Source organism: Agrobacterium rosae, assembly GCF_002915175.1.
Classification (GTDB): Bacteria; Pseudomonadota; Alphaproteobacteria; order Rhizobiales; family Rhizobiaceae; genus Agrobacterium; species Agrobacterium rosae.
On record NZ_NXEJ01000017.1, the window covers coordinates 1 to 19,890 of the forward strand.

Consider the following 19,890-nt stretch of genomic DNA (forward strand, 5'->3'; position numbering starts at 1 on the left):
TTCGACTTCTTCACCAACCTTGACGATACCGCGCTCAACGCGACCCGTCACAACCGTACCACGGCCGGAGATCGAGAAAACGTCTTCGATTGGCATCAGGAACGGCAGGTCGATTGGACGCTCTGGCGTTGGGATGTAGGCGTCAACCTGAGCCATCAGCTCGCGGATGGCGTCTTCGCCGATCTTCTTGTCGGAATCTTCAAGAGCAGCAAGAGCAGAACCCTTGACGATTGGAATATCGTCGCCTGGGAAGTCGTAGGACGACAGAAGTTCGCGAACTTCCAGTTCTACCAGTTCCAGCAGTTCTGCGTCGTCAACCTGGTCAACCTTGTTGAGGAACACAACGATGGCAGGAACGCCAACCTGACGCGCCAGCAGAATGTGCTCGCGGGTCTGTGGCATTGGGCCGTCGGCTGCAGAGCAAACCAGGATCGCGCCGTCCATCTGGGCAGCACCGGTGATCATGTTCTTCACGTAGTCGGCGTGGCCGGGGCAGTCGACGTGCGCGTAGTGACGAGCAGGTGTCTCGTATTCAACGTGTGCCGTCGAAATCGTGATACCGCGGGCCTTTTCTTCCGGTGCAGCGTCGATCTGGTCATACGCCTTGTATTCGCCGAAATACTTCGTGATCGCAGCAGTCAACGACGTCTTGCCGTGGTCAACGTGACCAATCGTGCCAATGTTGACGTGCGGCTTGTTGCGCTCAAACTTGCTCTTTGCCATTCGTGGCTCTCCATTCCTGTCCCATAAAGGGAATAAACTCTAAATTTTGTTTGGGGCGTACCCCGATCACTTCTGACCGGAGTACTTTGCCTGGATTTCCTGAGCAACGTTGCTCGGAACCGGCGAATAATGATCGAAGGTCATCGAGTACTGCGCGCGGCCCTGAGACATGGAGCGCAGGTTGTCGACGTACTTGAACATGTTGGCCAAAGGAACATGCGCGTTGATGACAACGGCAATACCACGGCTTTCCTGACCCTGGATCTGACCGCGACGCGAGTTCAGATCGCCGATAACGTCACCGACGTAATCTTCAGGCGTTACGACTTCGACCTTCATCATCGGCTCGAGAAGCTGTGCACCAGCCTTCTTCGCTGCTTCACGGAAGCAGGCACGCGATGCGATTTCGAACGCGAGAACCGAGGAGTCAACGTCGTGGTATGCGCCGTCGATCAGGGTTGCCTTGACGCCGAGCATCGGGAAGCCAGCCAGAGGACCGGAAGACAGAACGCTTTCGATACCCTTCTGAACGCCCGGGATGTATTCCTTAGGAACAGCACCGCCGACGATCTTGGATTCGAACTTGAAGTCTTCGCCTTCTGGGTTCGGTTCGAAGACGATCTTGACACGAGCGAACTGGCCGGTACCACCGGACTGCTTCTTGTGTGTGTAATCTTCTTCGTGCTGACGTGTGATCGTTTCGCGGTAAGCAACCTGCGGAGCACCGACGGTGGCTTCAACCTTGAACTCGCGACGCATACGGTCAACGAGAATGTCGAGGTGAAGTTCGCCCATGCCTGCAATGATCGTCTGACCGGATTCTTCATCCGTCTTGACGCGGAACGAAGGATCTTCAGCTGCCAGGCGGTTGAGCGCGAGGCCCATCTTTTCCTGGTCGCCCTTTGTCTTCGGTTCGATCGCGATCTGGATAACCGGCTCAGGGAATTCCATGCGCTCGAGGATAACTGGCTTCAGAGGATCGCAAAGCGTATCGCCCGTTGTCGTTTCTTTGAGGCCGGCCAGAGCAACGATGTCGCCGGAGAAGGCTTCTTCGATGTCTTCGCGGGAGTTGGAATGCATCTGAAGCATACGACCGACGCGCTCGCGCTTGTCCTTGACCGTGTTCAGAACCGATGTGCCCTTTTCGAGCTTGCCGGAGTAGATACGAGCGAAGGTGAGCGAACCAACGAATGGGTCGTTCATGATCTTGAACGCAAGCATCGAAAGCGGCTCGCTGTCGTCAGGGTGACGTTCGATTTCGGCTTCGGTCTTGAAGTCGATGCCCTTGATCGCAGGAATGTCCAGCGGCGAAGGCAGGTAATCGCAAACGGCGTCGAGAAGTGGCTGAACGCCCTTGTTCTTGAACGCAGTACCGCAGAACATCGGGTGGAACTTCACGTCGATGGTGCCGCGGCGAACGAGTTCGCGAATCTTGTCGTTGTCAGGCATTTCGCCGTTCAGGTAGGCTTCCATTGCTTCTTCATCGATATCGACGACCTGTTCGATCATCTTTTCACGATATTCAGCAGCTTTTTCCTTCATGTCGTCAGGAATTTCAACGACATCCCACTGAGCGCCGAGCGACTCGTCGCGCCAGATCAGAGCGTTCATTTCGATCAGATCGATAACGCCCTTGAATTCTGTTTCCGCACCGATTGGGAGCTGCATGACAACAGCGATGGCACCGAGACGGGTCTTGATCATTTCTACCGAGCGGTAGAAGTCAGCACCGGTCTTGTCCATCTTGTTGCAGAAGATCATGCGCGGAACGTGGTACTTCTCAGCCTGACGCCAGACGGTTTCCGTCTGCGGCTCTACACCGGCGTTGGCATCAAGAAGAGCGATCGCACCGTCGAGCACGCGCAGCGAACGTTCAACTTCAATCGTGAAGTCAACGTGGCCGGGGGTGTCGATGATGTTGAAACGGCGCATCTTGCCATCGCGACCCTTCCAGAAGGTCGTGGTCGCAGCGGAGGTGATGGTGATACCACGCTCCTGCTCCTGTTCCATCCAGTCCATCGTGGCTGCGCCATCATGAACTTCGCCGATCTTGTGCGACTTACCGGTGTAATAAAGAATACGCTCGGTAGTGGTCGTCTTGCCGGCGTCGATATGCGCCATGATACCGAAATTGCGGTAGTCTTCGATTTTATATTCGCGAGCCATAACGGACTGCCTTTCGGATCGGTTAGATTACCAGCGGTAATGCGAGAATGCGCGGTTGGCGTCGGCCATCTTGTGCGTGTCTTCGCGCTTCTTGACTGCGGAGCCACGGTTGTTCGCTGCATCCATGAGTTCGCCGGACAGGCGATCGACCATGGTTGTTTCGTTGCGCTTGCGCGCAGCAGCGATCAGCCAGCGGATCGCGAGAGCCTGACGGCGCTCTGGGCGAACATCGACCGGAACCTGGTAGGTTGCACCACCAACGCGGCGCGAACGCACTTCAACGTGCGGAGCAACGTTGTCGAGGGCCGAATGGAAGATGCCGAGTGGCTCTGCCTTTGCCTTGCCCTGTACGACGTCGAACGCGCCGTAAACGATGCTTTCTGCGACCGACTTCTTGCCGTGAAGCATGATGGCGTTCATGAACTTGGTAACGATCAGATCACCGAACTTTGGATCCGGATTGATCTCACGCTTTTCTGCACTATGGCGACGGGACATATTCTTGTCTCTCAATTGTTATCGACGCTTTACCACGCGGAGAACCTCGCGCAGCGCCTGAATTAGTTTGAAACCGAATTACTTCGGACGCTTTGCACCGTACTTCGAACGACGCTGCTTGCGGTTCTTGACGCCCTGCGTATCGAGTACACCACGGATGACGTGGTAACGAACGCCCGGCAAGTCCTTTACGCGGCCGCCACGGATCATGACAACGGAGTGTTCCTGAAGGTTGTGACCTTCGCCAGGAATGTAGCCGATGACTTCAAAGCCGTTGGTCAGGCGGATCTTGGCAACCTTACGAAGAGCCGAGTTAGGCTTCTTAGGGGTCGTTGTGTAAACGCGTGTGCAAACGCCGCGCTTCTGTGGGTTTTCCTGAAGAGCAGGAACCTTATTACGCTTTACCTGTGCCTGGCGTGGCTTACGGATCAGCTGGTTTACGGTAGGCATATAACCATCCCTTGCAAAAACTACTTTAGCCACCCTCACGGATGGCGGTTATACCGTTTCCGGCAACGACGCACGCATGGTTTCATGCATAAATCGTGGCCCGATCCGGTTTCCACGGATGGACCACCAAGAGCAGAGGACGTAAATCCTACGTCTTGCATGCAACAATCGTGTCTCGTACGTGTTTTTGGACCCTTGTTTGAGGCGATCTCCAGAACGAGTCGTTCAAGACAGCCAAACCTCACATTGGTTCCGATGGCGGGCGTACTACTGTTTTACCCCGCTTTCGTCAAGGGTGATTCAGTATTTAGTACCCGCGGGGCCTCCTCCAGCCGCCTTGGCATCCATGAATTGCAGGGTGTTTTAACATAATGCCCCTCCCCTTGCACGCTTTTGCCAATCGGGCCTTTGGCTTTTCATAAAAGCCGTCTATTGATTCCCTAAAGGTGGACGCTTGCGCACCGCCACACAATAATAACCAGAAAAGGAATCGCGTCATGATCACAGAACCAGACAACGACAACGGACGCGACGATCCCATGGTCTTCATCGTCATCGGCAAGGCCTATGAGCGTGAAGGCGACGAAGGCATCGACATCCACATCATCCTGCGCGCCCCAGACGACGACACCGCCGTCCGCGAAGCCCTCAACGCCCTCTCCGAAGAAGGCTTCCTCGAAGCCGACCTCGACCAGATCGGCATGCTGAATGATGTTCCCGACGAGGAACCGCATGCGTCTGCGTATCAGGGTGCACTTGAGGGTGAAGTGGCGATTATCAAGTTTGCTTGAAATGAGAATGAGCGCGCTGCAATTGCTGGCGCGCTCAGGCAATACCGACAAAGACTGCCAATGATCTTGTGATCGAGAAAAGCGTGACGTGGTAAGCTTTTGTGCCAAGAGCACACACGTGGATTGCTTTGACAGAAATTTCCATTTACAGGAATTTCGTCGCGAAAAACGACCGCCATTTTAGGCCGTCGCAGATAAGTAAACCCAGCGCCTAGCTGTGGTTATGCCAGCGTCTCCCGAAGTATTATTACATCTGACAGGAGCGCTTCAATGCGAAACTCTATTGCTATTATTGGTGCAGGCCTTGGCGGCCTTACACTGGCTCGCGTTCTCCATCTTCATGGCATCGCGACGACGGTATATGAGGCTGAACCGTCGGCGAATTCGCGGACACAGGGCGGACTGCTTGATATTCATGAATATAATGGTCAAGTCGCCCTCAAGGCTGCGGGTCTTTACGATACCTTCCTTGATCTGGTGCGACCGGGTGAGGATGCCAAACGTATTGTTGATAAGAACAACGTCATCCTCTTCGACAACCCGGGCGGTGCCGAAAACCGCCCTGAAATTGATCGCGGCGATCTGCGGGATATGCTCATTCATTCCATTCCGCCAGAAACGATCAAATGGGGGCGTAAGGTCAAGTCGGTAATTCCACAAGGCGATGGACGGCACGAAATCAGCTTTGCCGATGGCTCCACCACAACCTCTGACTTGCTCGTAGGTGCCGATGGTGCATGGTCGAGAGTTCGCCCTCTTCTCTCCAAGGCAACTCCGATCTATTCAGGCACGCTCTTTATCGAAACCATTCTCTTTGATGGGGACATCCGCCATAAGCCGAGTTCGGATGCCATCGGTACTGGTACACTGATGGCGGTCGCTCCAGGTCAGGGAATATTGGCGCATCGTTACGCCGACGGGACCTTGCACACCTATGTCGCTCTCAACAGACCTGCGGACTGGGCCAATTTCATCCAACACTCGAACCTTAAGAGTGGCTTGGCTCGTATCGCAGAAGAATTCGAAGGGTGGGCTCCCGAGTTGATCTCTCTCATTACTGCCAGCGAAACCGTTCCCGTCATCAGGCCTATCTATACGTTGCCGGTCGAGCACCGATGGGAGAGAACACCTGGTGTGACGTTATTGGGCGACGCAGCACACCTGATGTCACCTTTTGCAGGTGAAGGCGCGAACCTAGCGCTTTATGACGGCTTCGAACTCGCAAAAGCCCTCGTTGAAACATCTGGCACAACAGAAGATGCGCTTTCAGCTTACGAAAAAAAGCTTTTTCCCAGAAGCGCCAAGATCGCGGCCGAGACTTCCGAAAACCTCCAGCGTTTTTTTGACGAAAACGCCCCTCAAAGTGTGGTCGATCTGTTTAAAAGTCATCAAGCTACGCAGCCGGGCTGATTTTTTCGATAACGGCCTGGACATAACCCTTAGTGCATTCCCCAAAACAAAAAACGCCCGGATCACTCCGGGCGTTTTCATTTAGACCAGACGGAGCCTCTTACGAGGCCCCTGCCCTGACCACCGTTATTCGGCGGCTGGAGCCTTATCTGTCATGTCCTGCAACATCTGGTTTGCGGAAGACGAGCCGGTGCTCTTCTTGCGCTCTTCGATGATGAGCTCGTCGCGGTTTGTCGCGATGCGGCGGATCTGGGTCATGGTGCCGCCGGTACCGGCCGGGATAAGGCGGCCGACGATGACGTTTTCTTTCAGACCCTGCAACGTGTCGGTCTTGCCGGCGATTGCAGCTTCCGTGAGAACCTTTGTGGTTTCCTGGAACGAAGCAGCCGAGATGAACGATGGCGTCTGCAGCGATGCCTTGGTGATACCCAGAAGAACCGGGTCGCCGTAGGATGGCTTCTTGCCTTCGTCGATCAGACGATCGTTGTTGTCTTCCATCTCGATGCGATCAACGCTGTCGCCCACGATGTAATGCGAGTCACCTGCATCGGTGATTTCCACCTTCTGCAGCATCTGACGCACGATCACTTCGATGTGCTTGTCGTTGATGACAACGCCCTGCAAGCGGTAGACTTCCTGGATTTCGTTCACGAGGTAGGAAGCCAAAGCCTCTACGCCCTTGATCGCCAGAATGTCGTGCGGTGCCGGGTTACCATCGAGAATGTATTCGCCCTTCTCGATGTAGTCGCCTTCCTGAAGGTGGAAGGGCTTGCCCTTCGGGATCAGGTATTCGACTGGCTCGACGCCATCTTCCGCAGGCTCGATCTGAACGCGACGCTTGTTCTTGTAGTCGCGGCCCAGACGGATCGTACCATCGATTTCGGCGATGATAGCGTGATCCTTCGGACGACGCGCTTCGAAGAGTTCGGCAACACGTGGCAGACCACCAGTGATGTCCTTGGTCTTGGCGCTTTCCAATGGCGAACGTGCGAGCACGTCACCCTGGAAAACCTTCTGACCAGGCTCGACCGACAGAATAGCATCAACCGAGAGCTGGAAGCGGGCTTCACCGCCACGAGCAAGCTTCAGCACGTTGCCGGAAGCATCCTTGATGATGATCGTCGGCTTCAGATCCGAACCACGTGGTGTCGAACGCCAGTCGATAACCTGACGCTTGGTGATACCGGTGGACTCGTCGGTCGCTTCCAGAACGGAAAGACCATCGACCAGATCTTCAAAGTGAACAGTACCTTCCACTTCCGTCATCATTGGACGTGTGTAAGGGTCCCACTCTGCCAGACGCTGGCCGCGCTTGACCTTGTCGCCATCATCAACGAACAGCTTGGAGCCGTAGGCTACACGCTGCGAAGAACGCTCTACGCCACGCTCATCGAGAATGGTGACGGACATGTTGCGGCCCATCGCGATGAGAATGTTTTCAGAGTTGCGCAGGCTGTTACGGTTCTTGATCTGAATCGTACCTTCATACGATGCTTCCAGGAACGATTGGTCGACCACGTTCGCCGTTCCGCCAAGGTGGAACGTACGCATTGTGAGCTGCGTGCCTGGCTCACCGATGGACTGAGCGGCAATAACGCCAACCGCTTCGCCCATGTTGACAGGTGTACCGCGTGCAAGGTCACGACCGTAGCAGACGCCGCAAACACCAACCTGAATTTCGCAGGTCAGAGCCGAACGAATGCGAACGGACTGGATGCCCGACTTTTCGATAGCAGCGATGTCGGCTTCGTCCATCAACGTGCCAGCCTTGACGATGTTCTCGCCAGTGACCGGGTTGTCGATATCATCAAGAGCCGTACGTCCGAGGATACGTGCGCCAAGCGAAGCAACGACCTGACCGGCATCGACGATGGCAGTCATGGTGAGGCCCTTTTCAGTGCCGCAATCCACAGAGTTGACGATGCAATCCTGCGCCACGTCAACGAGACGACGTGTGAGGTAACCGGAGTTCGCCGTCTTCAAGGCCGTGTCTGCAAGACCCTTACGGGCACCGTGGGTCGAGTTGAAGTACTCGTTAACGGTCAGACCTTCCTTAAAGTTGGAGATGATCGGTGTTTCAATGATCTCACCCGATGGCTTGGCCATGAGGCCGCGCATACCACCCAGCTGACGCATCTGGTTCGGAGAACCACGCGCACCGGAGTGGGACATCATGTAGATGGCGTTCATCGGCTTTTGACGACCGGTCTCTGGATCGAACTCAACGGCCTTAATGCGGGCCATCATGTCTTCAGCAACCTTTTCGGTTGCCTTGCCCCAGGCGTCTACGACCTTGTTGTACTTTTCGCCCTGAGTGATCAGGCCGTCATTGTACTGCTGTTCGTATTCCTTGACCAAAGTTTCGGTGTCACCAACGATCTTTACCTTGGTTTCCGGAATGATCATGTCGTCCTTGCCGAACGAAATGCCGGCGCGGCAAGCATGGGTAAAGCCGAGCTGCATGATGCGGTCGCAGAAGATGACCGTGTCTTTCTGGCCGCAATGACGGTAGACCGTGTCGATCATCTTGGAGATGTTCTTCTTGGTCATTTCCTGGTTGCAGGTTTCGAAAGGCACGTTGACGTTCTTCGGCAGAAGCTCGCCAATGATCATACGTCCAGGTGTGGTGTCGTAGATCTTGGAAACCATCTTGCCGTCGGCATCCATGGTCTTGAAGCGGCCGCGAATTTTCGCGTGCAGCGTCACAACCTTGTTTTCCAGCGCATGGTGCAACTCGCCCATGTCGGAGAATGCCATGCCTTGACCTGGCTCGTTCTCGTTCATGATCGACAGATAGTACAGGCCGAGAACCATGTCCTGTGAAGGAACGATGATCGGCTGACCGTTTGCAGGGTGCAGAATGTTGTTGGTCGACATCATCAGCACGCGTGCTTCCAACTGTGCTTCCAGCGACAGTGGGACGTGTACGGCCATCTGGTCACCGTCGAAGTCGGCGTTGAAGGCCGTGCAGACGAGCGGATGCAGCTGAATAGCCTTGCCTTCGACCAGCATGGGTTCGAAAGCCTGGATACCCAGACGGTGAAGCGTTGGCGCGCGGTTCAGGAGAACCGGGTGCTCGCGGATAACCTCGTCGAGGATATCCCAAACTTCAGGCTTTTCCTTTTCAACCAGCTTCTTGGCCTGCTTGACGGTGGAGGAGTAACCCTTCGCGTCAAGGCGGGCATAGATGAACGGCTTGAACAGCTCGAGCGCCATCTTCTTTGGAAGACCGCACTGGTGCAGCTTCAGTTCAGGACCCGTCACGATAACCGAACGACCGGAATAGTCGACGCGCTTGCCGAGAAGGTTCTGACGGAAACGGCCCTGCTTGCCCTTGAGCATGTCGGACAGCGACTTCAGCGGACGCTTGTTGGCACCCGTGATGACGCGACCGCGACGGCCGTTGTCGAACAGCGCATCGACGGATTCCTGCAACATACGCTTTTCGTTGCGAATGATGATGCCAGGCGCACGAAGCTCGATCAGGCGCTTCAAACGGTTGTTACGGTTGATGACGCGGCGATAGAGATCGTTCAGGTCGGACGTCGCGAAACGACCACCATCCAGCGGAACCAGCGGACGCAGGTCCGGTGGAATGACTGGAACAACCTTCATGATCATCCACTCGGGACGATTGCCGGATTCCATGAAGTTCTCAACGATCTTGAGACGCTTCATGAACTTCTTCTGCTTCAGATCCGATGTGGTCTCGGCAAGATCCGTGCGCAGGTCGCCAGCGATCTTTTCGAGGTTCATCGAAGCCAGCATCTCGTAGATGGCTTCAGCGCCGATCATCGCAGTGAACTGGTCTTCACCAAATTCATCCACGGCAATCATGTATTCTTCTTCGTTCAGAAGCTGGTTCTGCTTCATCGAAGTCAGACCAGGCTCGGTCACGATGTAGTTTTCAAAGTAGAGAACGCGCTCTACATCTTTCAGCGTCATGTCGAGCAATGTCGAGATGCGCGAAGGCAGCGACTTCAGGAACCAGATGTGGGCAACGGGTGCTGCCAGTTCGATATGGCCCATGCGCTCACGGCGAACGCGCGACAACGTCACTTCGACGCCGCACTTTTCGCAGATGATGCCCTTGTACTTCATGCGCTTGTACTTGCCGCACAGGCACTCATAGTCCTTGATCGGTCCGAAAATACGCGCGCAGAACAAACCATCACGCTCTGGCTTGAACGTACGATAGTTGATGGTTTCCGGCTTCTTGATCTCACCGTATGACCACGAGAGGATCTTTTCCGGGCTCGCAATCGAAATCCGGATGGAATCGAAGTGCTGTGCCGGTACCGCCGGGTTGAAAAGGTTCATGACCTCTTGGTTCATGCCTGTCTCCTTAGGGGTTTGGCCCCTTGCTTGCATCTGGCACGGTGCAGTCCGCATCACCGGCCAATGCCTAAAACATGATTAACCGCAAAATGCGGCGGAAGTTTCTACCGTCAGGCGCAAGCCATCGGGCGAAACAGGCAGGCACCTGTGAGGTGCCTGCCCTTTGTGTTTCTTATTCCGCCGCGTCAGGCAGTTGACCCGCTGCATTGGCTTCGTCGAGCTTCGAGTTTTCGAGTTCGACGCTGAGGCCCAGCGAGCGCATTTCCTTGACGAGAACGTTGAAGCTTTCAGGAATACCGGCTTCGAAGGTATCGTCACCACGGACGATTGCTTCGTAAACCTTGGTGCGGCCCGCCACGTCGTCAGACTTGACAGTGAGCATTTCCTGCAGCGTGTAAGCCGCGCCGTAAGCTTCCAGAGCCCAGACTTCCATTTCCCCGAAGCGCTGTCCGCCGAACTGCGCCTTACCACCAAGCGGCTGCTGGGTAACAAGCGAGTAAGGACCGATCGAGCGAGCGTGGATCTTGTCGTCGACAAGGTGGTTCAGCTTGATCATGTACATGTAGCCGACGGTCACCTTACGGTCGAAGGTTTCACCGGTACGACCATCGTACAGAACAGACTGACCCGACTCGTTGAGACCGGCTCTCGTCAGCATTTCCGCAACGTCAGGCTCATGCGCGCCGTCGAAGACCGGCGTCGCAATCGAAACGCCCTTCCTGGACTGCTCGGCAAGACGGATCAGAGATTCGTCATCGAAATGAGCGACCTCGTCCTTGGCCTGGGACGCATACACTTCCGTCAGCTCGCGCTTCAGGTCGGTGATATCCAGCGACTTGTGATACTCGTCGAGCATATCGCCGATCTTCTTACCCATGCCGGCGCAAGCCCAGGCAAGGTGGGTTTCGAGGATCTGGCCGACGTTCATGCGCGATGGCACGCCCAGCGGGTTCAAGCAGATGTCGACATGCGTACCATCTTCCAGGAACGGCATGTCTTCAACCGGCACGATACGCGAGACAACGCCCTTGTTACCGTGACGGCCAGCCATCTTGTCGCCCGGCTGGATCTTGCGCTTCACAGCAACAAAGACCTTGACCATCTTCATGACGCCAGGAGGCATTTCGTCGCCGCGCTGAACCTTCTCGACCTTATCCATGAAGCGCTGTTCAAGGCGCGACTTGGATTCGTCGTACTGACCACGAAGCGCTTCCAGCTCGGACTGAGCCTTCTCGTCTTCGACGGCAAACATCCACCACTGCGAGCGGGGATATTCGGATACGACGGCGTTCGAAAGCTCGACGCCCTTCTTGAAGCCCTTTGGACCGGCAATGGAAACCTGTCCGCGCAGCATCTCGATCAGACGGCCGTAGACGTTACGGTCAAGAATGGCCTGTTCGTCGTCACGGTCCTTGGCAAGACGTTCGATTTCTTCGCGCTCGATCGCCATTGCACGTTCGTCTTTTTCGACGCCGTGACGGTTGAACACGCGAACTTCAACGACCGTACCAAACGTGCCAGGAGGCATGCGCATGGATGTGTCGCGAACGTCGGACGCCTTTTCACCGAAGATGGCACGCAGAAGCTTTTCTTCCGGCGTCATCGGGCTTTCACCCTTTGGCGTGATCTTACCAACGAGAATATCGCCAGGCTGAACTTCCGCACCGATGTAAACGATACCGGCTTCGTCGAGGTTCTTCAGCGCTTCTTCCGAAACGTTCGGAATATCGCGCGTGATCTCTTCAGGACCAAGCTTGGTGTCGCGTGCCATCACTTCGAATTCTTCGATGTGGATGGACGTGAACACGTCGTCGGAGACGATGCGTTCGGACATCAGGATGGAGTCTTCGTAGTTGTAACCGTTCCAAGGCATGAACGCGACGAGCGCGTTGCGGCCAAGCGCCAGGTCACCGAGGTCGGTCGAAGGACCGTCAGCGATGATGTCGCCCTTGTTCAGAATGTCACCGACGGCGACCAGCGGACGCTGGTTGATGCAGGTGTTCTGGTTGGAGCGCTGGAACTTCTGGAGACGATAGATATCAACACCGGACTTGCCTGCATCGAGATCTTCCGTCGCACGGATAACGATACGGGTCGCATCCACCTGATCGACCACGCCACCACGACGCGCCGCAATAGCAGCACCGGAGTCACGGGCAACGATCGGCTCCATGCCGGTTCCAACGAACGGAGCCTCGGCGCGCAGCAATGGAACGGCCTGACGCTGCATGTTCGAGCCCATGAGAGCGCGGTTGGCGTCGTCGTTTTCCAGGAACGGGATGAGAGCCGCAGCAACCGAAACCAGCTGCTTCGGCGAAACGTCCATCAGGTTGATGTTGTCACGCGGAGCCAACATAACTTCACCGGAGTGACGGCAAACAACGAATTCTTCGGTGAATGCGCCTTCAGCGTCCAGCTCGGCATTGGCCTGTGCGACGTAGTACTTGGCCTCTTCCATAGCGGAAAGGTAGATCACTTCGGTCGTGACCTTGCCGTCGATGATCTTACGGTACGGGCTTTCGATGAAGCCGTACTTGTTGACGCGGGCAAAGGTTGCGAGCGAGTTGATCAGACCGATGTTCGGGCCTTCAGGCGTTTCGATCGGGCAAATACGGCCGTAGTGCGTTGGGTGAACGTCGCGGACTTCGAAGCCTGCGCGCTCGCGGGTCAGACCACCTGGTCCAAGAGCCGAGAGACGGCGCTTGTGGGTGATTTCCGAAAGCGGGTTCACCTGGTCCATGAACTGCGACAGCTGCGAGGAGCCGAAGAATTCGCGAACAGCAGCAGCAGCAGGCTTGGCGTTGATCAGATCCTGCGGCATCACGGTGTCGATTTCAATCGAGGACATACGTTCCTTGATCGCACGTTCCATGCGCAGCAGGCCCAGACGGTACTGGTTCTCCATCAACTCACCGACGGAGCGAACGCGGCGGTTACCGAGGTTATCGATATCGTCGATTTCGCCCTTGCCGTCACGCAGTTCGACCAGCATCTTGACGACAGCAAGAATGTCTTCCTTACGCAATGTGCGCACGGAATCTTCCGCATCGAGATCAAGACGCATGTTCATCTTCACGCGGCCAACGGCAGACAGGTCGTAACGTTCGCTGTCGAAGAACAGCGACTTGAACATGGCTTCAGCCGAATCCATGGTCGGTGGCTCACCCGGACGCATGACGCGGTAGATGTCGAACAGAGCTTCCTGACGGTTCTCGTTCTTGTCTGCTGCCAGCGTGTTGCGAATGTAGGCACCAACATTGACGTGGTCGATGTTGAGGATCGGAATTTCGTTGAAACCCGAGTCAAGAATGAGCTTCAGCGTCTTCTCGTCGATTTCATCACCGGCTTCGAGATAGATTTCACCTGTCTCGTAGTTGACGATGTCTTCAGCCAGGTAGTTGCCATAAAGCTCTTCGTTGGAAGCTTTCAGGAACTTCAGGCCCTTGTCGGACAGCTGACGGATCAAACGAGGTGTCAGCTTCTTGCCGGCTTCGACAACGACTTCGCCCGTGTCGGCATCGACCAGCTCGGTGATGACCTTGGCACCCTTCAGCACGTCTGGTTGATAAGGGTAACGCCAGCCTTCGCCGTCGCGCTCGTAGCTTGCCTTGGTGTAAAACGTCGACAGAATTTCTTCGCCGTCCATGCCAAGCGCCATCAACAACGATGTTGCAGGCAGCTTGCGGCGACGGTCGATACGCGCGTAGACAACGTCCTTCGCATCGAATTCGATATCGAGCCACGAACCACGGTAAGGAATGACGCGTGCAGCGAACAGAAGCTTGCCGGACGAATGGCTCTTGCCCTTGTCGTGGTCGAAGAACACGCCTGGCGAACGGTGCATCTGCGAGACAATAACGCGCTCGGTACCGTTGACGATGAACGTGCCGTTGTCTGTCATCAAAGGCATATCGCCCATGTAGACGGACTGTTCCTTGATGTCCTTGATGGACTTCGCGCCCGTATCTTCGTCGATATCGAACACGATGAGTCGCAGCGTCACCTTAAGCGGCGCTGCGTAGGTCAGATCGCGCTGACGGCATTCTTCTGTGTCGAACTTAGGCGGTTCGAATTCGTACGATACGAACTCGAGCATGGAAGCGCCTGAAAAGTCGGTGATCGGGAACACGGACCTGAATACCGCGTTCAATCCCTCATCAGGACGCCCGCCTTCGGGCTCCTTGACCATGAGAAACTGGTCATACGAAGCCTTCTGAACCTCGATGAGGTTCGGCATTTCCGCTACTTCTGGAATTTTGCCGAAAAACTTGCGTACGCGCCTGCGACCGTTAAACGAAAGGGTCTGAGCCATCGTCGCTCCTTTAAAATTGCATCCGGGCCTGCAACGGACGGGAACCGCTGGCCAGTCGATCCCGTCAATCCAATGAGTATCTTCAATCTCGTTTCACATCCCGAAGTGTAAGGCCGGATTGCCTCTACAGCGCGGTTCGAAACTATTCTCTTGAAGAACCCATTACCCAAAAGCCATTTTCACGCGGCTTTTGGGTAATAAGTTCGGGAGAAATGTGATCAGGAGGCGGTGCGGACACCGCCTCCCGAACATTTCAAAATTACTTAACGTCAACCTTGGCGCCAGCTTCTTCAAGCTTCTTCTTAAGGTCAGCAGCTTCAGCCTTGGAAACAGCTTCCTTAACAGCCTTAGGTGCGCCTTCAACGAGGTCCTTAGCTTCCTTCAGGCCGAGACCTGTGATTGCGCGGACTTCCTTGATGACGTTGATCTTGTTTGCGCCAGCTTCAACGAGGATAACGTCGAATTCTGTCTTTTCTTCTTCAGCAGGAGCTGCAGCAGCGCCGCCAGCAGCAGCAACTGCTACAGGAGCAGCAGCGGAAACGCCCCACTTTTCTTCGAGAAGCTTGGAAAGCTCAGCAGCTTCCAGAACTGTCAGAGCGGAGAGGTCGTCAACGATCTTTGCGAGATCAGCCATGTTATAGTTCCTTTAATTCGGTTCGAACCGGTTTGAATATTTACAGCGAAAAACCGCCTTAAGCGGCTTCGTCCTTCTTTGAGTAAGCCGAGAACACGCGAGCAAGCTGGCTTGCTGGTGCTGCAACAACCGTAGCGACGCGAGTTGCAGGAGCCGCAAAGAGGCCCAGCAGTTTCGCACGCAGCTCGTCCAGCGAAGGCAGGGTCGCAAGCGACTTAACTGCTTCGGCGTTGAGCGTGGTTGCACCCATGGCACCGCCGAGAACAACGACTTTATCGTTGGTCTTTGCGAAGTCCATGACGACTTTCGGAGCAATCATAGGGTCAGTGCTGTATGCAATCAGCGTCTGTCCCTTGAAGAGATCGATGATCCCTTCCGACTCCGTACCCTGAAGAGCGATCTTGGCCAGGCGGTTCTTCGCGACCTTGACGGTGCCGCCAGCAGCGCGCATTTTCGAACGAAAATCGTTCATCTGCGCAACTGTGACACCAGCATAGTGGGCCACGACAACTGAACCAGAAGCCTTGAAGACTTCATTCAGCTCCGTGACGAATTCGCGTTTTTCCGCTCTTTCCACTGTCTGTCTCCAGTAGATGAGATCACATTGAATTGTGAACCCATCGGGTTTGCCTTTGCCTCAAGAGATCCTGTTACCAAAATCTCAAGCGACGCTTGAGGATCCTGTCCCCCGCTCTGTCGCCGCAAACGGCTTCAGGCACAGGCACATCAGGTTCGAACCGGATTATTAAGCACCCTTGGGTGCGAAAATCCGGGCCTTACCCGTCTCATGTAGGCTGAATGATTAAGGCCAAAATCCCGAGGGAAATGAGCCACCTACAATCTCGGACAGGAGTTCCAGGTTGCCCTGGAAATTCCCGACCCTTGCGAGCCGGAAATTGAGTTTGCCGCGTCTTTTTCAAGACGCGGCGAATTCTTTAAGCTGTAACTGACGAAGGCTCGATGCGAACGCCTGGACCCATGGTCGAGGAGATCGCTACGCGCTTGACGTAGTTGCCCTTGGCACCAGCTGGCTTCGCCTTGATGACGGCGTCAGCGAAAGCCTTGATGTTTTCTTCGAGCGCCTTGGCGTCGAAGGAAGCCTTGCCAATACCAGCATGCACGATACCGGCCTTTTCGACGCGGAACTCGACAGCGCCGCCCTTGGAAGCCTTAACAGCTCCAGCAACGTCCATCGTAACCGTGCCAACCTTCGGGTTAGGCATCATGCCGCGTGGGCCGAGAACCTTACCGAGGCGACCAACGAGCGGCATCATGTCAGGTGTAGCGATAACACGATCGAAGTCGATCTTGCCGCCCTGAACGATTTCAAGCAGGTCTTCTGCACCAACGATGTCTGCGCCGGCAGCCTTAGCTTCATCAGCCTTGGCACCACGAGCAAAAACAGCGACGCGAACGTCACGGCCTGTGCCGTTTGGCAGGTTGACAACGCCGCGAACCATCTGGTCTGCGTGACGTGGGTCAACGCCGAGGTTCATGGAAACTTCAACAGTTTCGTCGAACTTGGCGATAGCCCGTTCCTTGACCATCGAAATGGCGTCGGTCAGGACGTAGAGGGTCTTTGGATCAACGCCTTCGCGGATCTTCTGTACGCGCTTTGCAAGCTTTGCCATGATCAACCTACCACTTCCAGGCCCATGGCGCGGGCAGAGCCCTCAACCATTGCCATTGCGCCTTCGATATTGGCGGCATTCAGATCCTTCATCTTGGCTTCAGCGATCGTCTTGACCTGAGCCTTGGTGATGGAACCGACCTTGGCACCCTTACCAGGTGTCTTGGAACCGGCAGTGATCTTTGCTTCCTTCTTCAACCAATAGGTCATGGGCGGCTGCTTCATGACGAAGGTGAAGGACTTGTCCTGGTAATAGGTGATGACGACCGGGATCGGCATACCCTTTTCCATTTCCTGCGTGGCGGCATTGAACGCCTTGCAGAATTCCATGATGTTTACGCCACGCTGACCAAGCGCCGGGCCGATTGGCGGGGACGGGTTAGCCGATCCTGCCTTGACCTGAAGCTTGAGCTGGCCTGCAACTTTCTTAGCCATATCTCTCTGCCTTTCGAATAGAACCGGTTTCCCGGCTCAACTTGCCGGAACTTCCGGCGGCTGCGGTTGCGTGGTGCGACCCCTGACCCGGCTTAAGAGTTCAGAGTATCTTCCACGCGTTTTGCGGCTATGCCGCATCACATCAGTTAGAAATAGCAAGGACTTGCGATCACTTCCTGATGTATTCCTTCGAAAGCGGTTACGCCTTCAGAAACTCGTCAAACTTTTTCGACCTGCGCATATTCCAGCTCGACAGGTGTGGCGCGACCAAAGATCGACACTTCCACCTTCAGGCGCGAACGCTCTTCATCGACATCCTGCACAACACCGTTGAACGATGCGAATGGACCGTCGGAGACGCGAACCTGCTCGCCGATTTCGAACGATACCGAAGACTTCGGACGTTCGACGCCCTCCTGAACCTGACCAAGAATGCGGTCGGCCTCGGAGTCAGGGATCGGCACAGGCTTGTTATCCGAACCCAGGAAGCCCGTAACCTTGGGCGTATTCTTGATGAGGTGATAGGCCTCATCCGTCAGGTTGGCGCGAACGAGCACATAACCTGGGAAGAACTTCCGCTCGCTATCGACCTTACGGCCGCGACGAACCTCAACGACCTTTTCAGTCGGAACCAAGATACGTTCGAACAGGTGATCGAGACCCTTCTGACGAACCTTCTCTTCAATCGACTCAGCGACCTTCTTTTCGAAGTTCGAATATGCCTGAACAATATACCAACGCGCTGCCATCTTTACTCTCCGCTCAATTCGTTACCGGCCAACGCTCAGAACGAGACTGAGCAACCAGCCGATGAGCTGGTCAGCCGCAAAGAAGAACAGTGCCGCGAAGATGACCATTACCAAAACCATGGCCGTGGAAATCATTGTCTCGCGGCGCGACGGCCAAGTGATCTTCGACGCTTCGGCGCGAACCTGCTGCAGAAACGTAAACGGATTGGTTTTGGATGCCATTGACTGCCCACGCAATTACGGCACGTAAAGTCGAAATAATCGACCCCACGCACCGCGTGTCTATTTTGACCTACTTAAACATCCATTACCCCTTTAACAAGAGGAAATCGACATTCGGCGAATTTCACCGGTAAACCGGCACCTCACCTGCCTTGCAGCGATACCGCGCTTGCGGATGAGGAATGGCAGGGGCAGTAAGGCTCGAACTTACGACCTGCGGTTTTGGAGACCGCCGCTCTACCAACTGAGCTATACCCCTTCAACGAACATTCCGGCTAACATCTTTTGTCCGCCATGGTCCGTGACGCCCGTTTAAGGCCACGAATCTTTATTGGCAAGTGTTTTTTTTATTTTTCACCGACTTGGCTTGGAAGTAGTGGTTTTAAAAAAGTGAGCTCGTATAAGCAAGCGCTCGCAACGCCCAACACACCTTGCAGTCAGACCGCAATCCAACACCATGACATAAGAATGCGCCAGCCGGCGCACTCCTATTTACGAATTTCAATATCGATCAAGCGCGTTGTACGACTGACAGCACTCTCTCACGCGTGGCAAACCACTCTTCGGCATAATCGTCGTTCTTGTATTCGTCGAAGTAAGGTCCGCCATCGGTGAAGTGGACGTTATCAGCCTGTTCGTTGTGCTCGTATTCATTAACAAGCCAGTTCCAGGTCTTCGGAATTTCACCAATCAACTCTTCCGATTCAAGCCACTTGAACTGGTGCAGTTCGAGCCCGGTTGCCGTGTTGACGTAATCTTTGGTCAGCGTCTTGCACTTGGCGTTGTTGAACAGAATGAAGCTCGACCAGTTCTTCTTTTCATATTTCGTCTGCGTCTGACCCAGAAACTTAGTTTCGACCTTCGGCACGTAATCATGCTTCACGCACATAGCCGCATACTTGTCATCACGCAGTTCCCAAAGCTTTGCAATGTCTGTGCGCATAAGCATGTCGCAGTCAGCAAATATCGCCCAACCTTCGAAATTGGATAGATAAGGAACGAGAAAGCGTGAGAAAGAAAATTCGGTGGATTGCAGAGCGTTGCGCTCTCTTGTGAAGATGCCTTCGAGATTGTTCAAGGCAATGGGAATAAACTCAACCGGAATGGAACTCTTCTCCTGAATGCTCTGGCAGAAGACGTGGTAGGCGACGACTTCCTTGCTGTCGAAGCCTATGAAGATGCGAGCAGTCTCGGACATGGTTACTCCAGTGATTTATCAATTTCGGAATGATGTTGAATAATTGTAGCGCGAATTAGTCCACTTTATGAACGGATTCGTCAAGTTTGCCGTTCATCATCATTTTCAGACACCTTACTACACATAAAAAAAGCCCCGCTGTTTCCAGCGGGGCTTTCGCAAATCCCTTGCGGGAAAAGATTACTCGACGATCGAAGCCACGATGCCAGCGCCGACGGTACGGCCGCCTTCGCGGATCGCGAAGCGCAGCTTTTCTTCCATCGCGATTGGAACGATCAGTTCGACTTCAACAGTCACGTTGTCGCCTGGCATAACCATTTCCGTGCCTTCTGGA

The 19,890-nt window shown here is 54.8% G+C and carries 16 protein-coding genes and 1 tRNA gene; 2 read left to right on the forward strand and 15 right to left on the reverse strand.

Annotated elements, in window-relative coordinates; all coding sequences use genetic code 11:
• From CPJ18_RS26150 to rpsL, 4 genes are all read right to left on the reverse strand, one after another.
• On the reverse strand, positions 1-723 hold a 723-nt coding region (locus tag CPJ18_RS26150; RefSeq protein WP_146258733.1), incomplete at its 3' end, for an elongation factor Tu.
• Between the two features lie 66 nt (positions 724-789).
• Positions 790-2,889, reverse strand: a complete 2,100-nt coding sequence (gene fusA / locus CPJ18_RS26155; protein ID WP_077123211.1) for an elongation factor G — start codon at positions 2,887-2,889, stop codon at positions 790-792.
• A gap of 27 nt (positions 2,890-2,916) precedes the next feature.
• Complete coding sequence (rpsG, locus tag CPJ18_RS26160) at positions 2,917-3,387, reverse strand: 30S ribosomal protein S7 (RefSeq protein ID WP_067643726.1); 471 nt, start codon at positions 3,385-3,387, stop codon at positions 2,917-2,919.
• Between the two features lie 78 nt (positions 3,388-3,465).
• The gene (rpsL, locus tag CPJ18_RS26165) at positions 3,466-3,837 is read right to left on the reverse strand and encodes a 30S ribosomal protein S12 (protein ID WP_042618537.1); all 372 of its coding nucleotides are present in this window, start codon (positions 3,835-3,837) and stop codon (positions 3,466-3,468) included.
• Between the two features lie 497 nt (positions 3,838-4,334).
• On the opposite strand from rpsL, the gene CPJ18_RS26170 reads away from it, so the two are divergent.
• Both CPJ18_RS26170 and CPJ18_RS26175 read left to right on the forward strand, forming a co-directional pair.
• Positions 4,335-4,628, forward strand: coding sequence for a transcriptional regulator (locus CPJ18_RS26170; protein ID WP_067643729.1), 294 nt, complete (start codon positions 4,335-4,337; stop codon positions 4,626-4,628).
• A 270-nt stretch (positions 4,629-4,898) separates the two neighbouring features.
• Positions 4,899-6,038, forward strand: coding sequence for an FAD-dependent oxidoreductase (locus tag CPJ18_RS26175; protein ID WP_103660465.1), 1,140 nt, complete (start codon positions 4,899-4,901; stop codon positions 6,036-6,038).
• Positions 6,039-6,164: 126 nt separating this feature from the next.
• On the opposite strand, the gene rpoC is transcribed toward CPJ18_RS26175, so the two are convergent.
• The 11 genes from rpoC to CPJ18_RS26230 form a co-directional block, all read right to left on the reverse strand.
• The gene (gene rpoC / locus CPJ18_RS26180) at positions 6,165-10,373 is read right to left on the reverse strand and encodes a DNA-directed RNA polymerase subunit beta' (RefSeq protein WP_103660466.1); all 4,209 of its coding nucleotides are present in this window, start codon (positions 10,371-10,373) and stop codon (positions 6,165-6,167) included.
• Positions 10,374-10,548: 175 nt separating this feature from the next.
• Positions 10,549-14,688 carry a DNA-directed RNA polymerase subunit beta gene (gene rpoB, locus CPJ18_RS26185; protein WP_077123214.1) on the reverse strand — a complete coding sequence of 1,380 codons (4,140 nt, stop codon included), beginning with the start codon at positions 14,686-14,688 and terminating at the stop codon, positions 10,549-10,551.
• A gap of 259 nt (positions 14,689-14,947) precedes the next feature.
• Positions 14,948-15,322: a 50S ribosomal protein L7/L12 gene (gene rplL, locus CPJ18_RS26190; RefSeq protein WP_067643745.1), complete on the reverse strand. Its 375-nt coding sequence runs from the start codon at positions 15,320-15,322 to the stop codon at positions 14,948-14,950.
• Between the two features lie 58 nt (positions 15,323-15,380).
• On the reverse strand, positions 15,381-15,899 hold the full coding sequence (rplJ, locus tag CPJ18_RS26195) for a 50S ribosomal protein L10 (protein ID WP_062450732.1): 519 nt from the start codon (positions 15,897-15,899) through the stop codon (positions 15,381-15,383).
• A 358-nt stretch (positions 15,900-16,257) separates the two neighbouring features.
• Positions 16,258-16,953 (reverse strand): 50S ribosomal protein L1, encoded by a 696-nt coding sequence (gene rplA / locus CPJ18_RS26200; RefSeq protein ID WP_042618543.1) that lies wholly within the window; start codon positions 16,951-16,953, stop codon positions 16,258-16,260.
• 2 nt (positions 16,954-16,955) lie between these two features.
• Entirely contained in the window at positions 16,956-17,387 is a 432-nt protein-coding gene (gene rplK, locus CPJ18_RS26205; protein WP_067643756.1) for a 50S ribosomal protein L11, read from the reverse strand.
• A gap of 218 nt (positions 17,388-17,605) precedes the next feature.
• Complete coding sequence (gene nusG, locus CPJ18_RS26210; protein ID WP_077123215.1) at positions 17,606-18,136, reverse strand: transcription termination/antitermination protein NusG; 531 nt, start codon at positions 18,134-18,136, stop codon at positions 17,606-17,608.
• A 21-nt stretch (positions 18,137-18,157) separates the two neighbouring features.
• A complete protein-coding gene (secE, locus tag CPJ18_RS26215; protein WP_042618546.1) occupies positions 18,158-18,358 on the reverse strand; it encodes a preprotein translocase subunit SecE in 201 nt (66 codons plus the stop codon).
• A gap of 183 nt (positions 18,359-18,541) precedes the next feature.
• A tRNA-Trp gene (locus CPJ18_RS26220) sits at positions 18,542-18,617 on the reverse strand.
• 252 nt (positions 18,618-18,869) lie between these two features.
• A complete protein-coding gene (locus CPJ18_RS26225; RefSeq protein WP_077123216.1) occupies positions 18,870-19,556 on the reverse strand; it encodes a glycosyltransferase family protein in 687 nt (228 codons plus the stop codon).
• Between the two features lie 180 nt (positions 19,557-19,736).
• The coding region (locus CPJ18_RS26230; protein WP_483416162.1) for an EF-Tu C-terminal domain-related protein at positions 19,737-19,890 on the reverse strand (154 nt) is incomplete at its 5' end.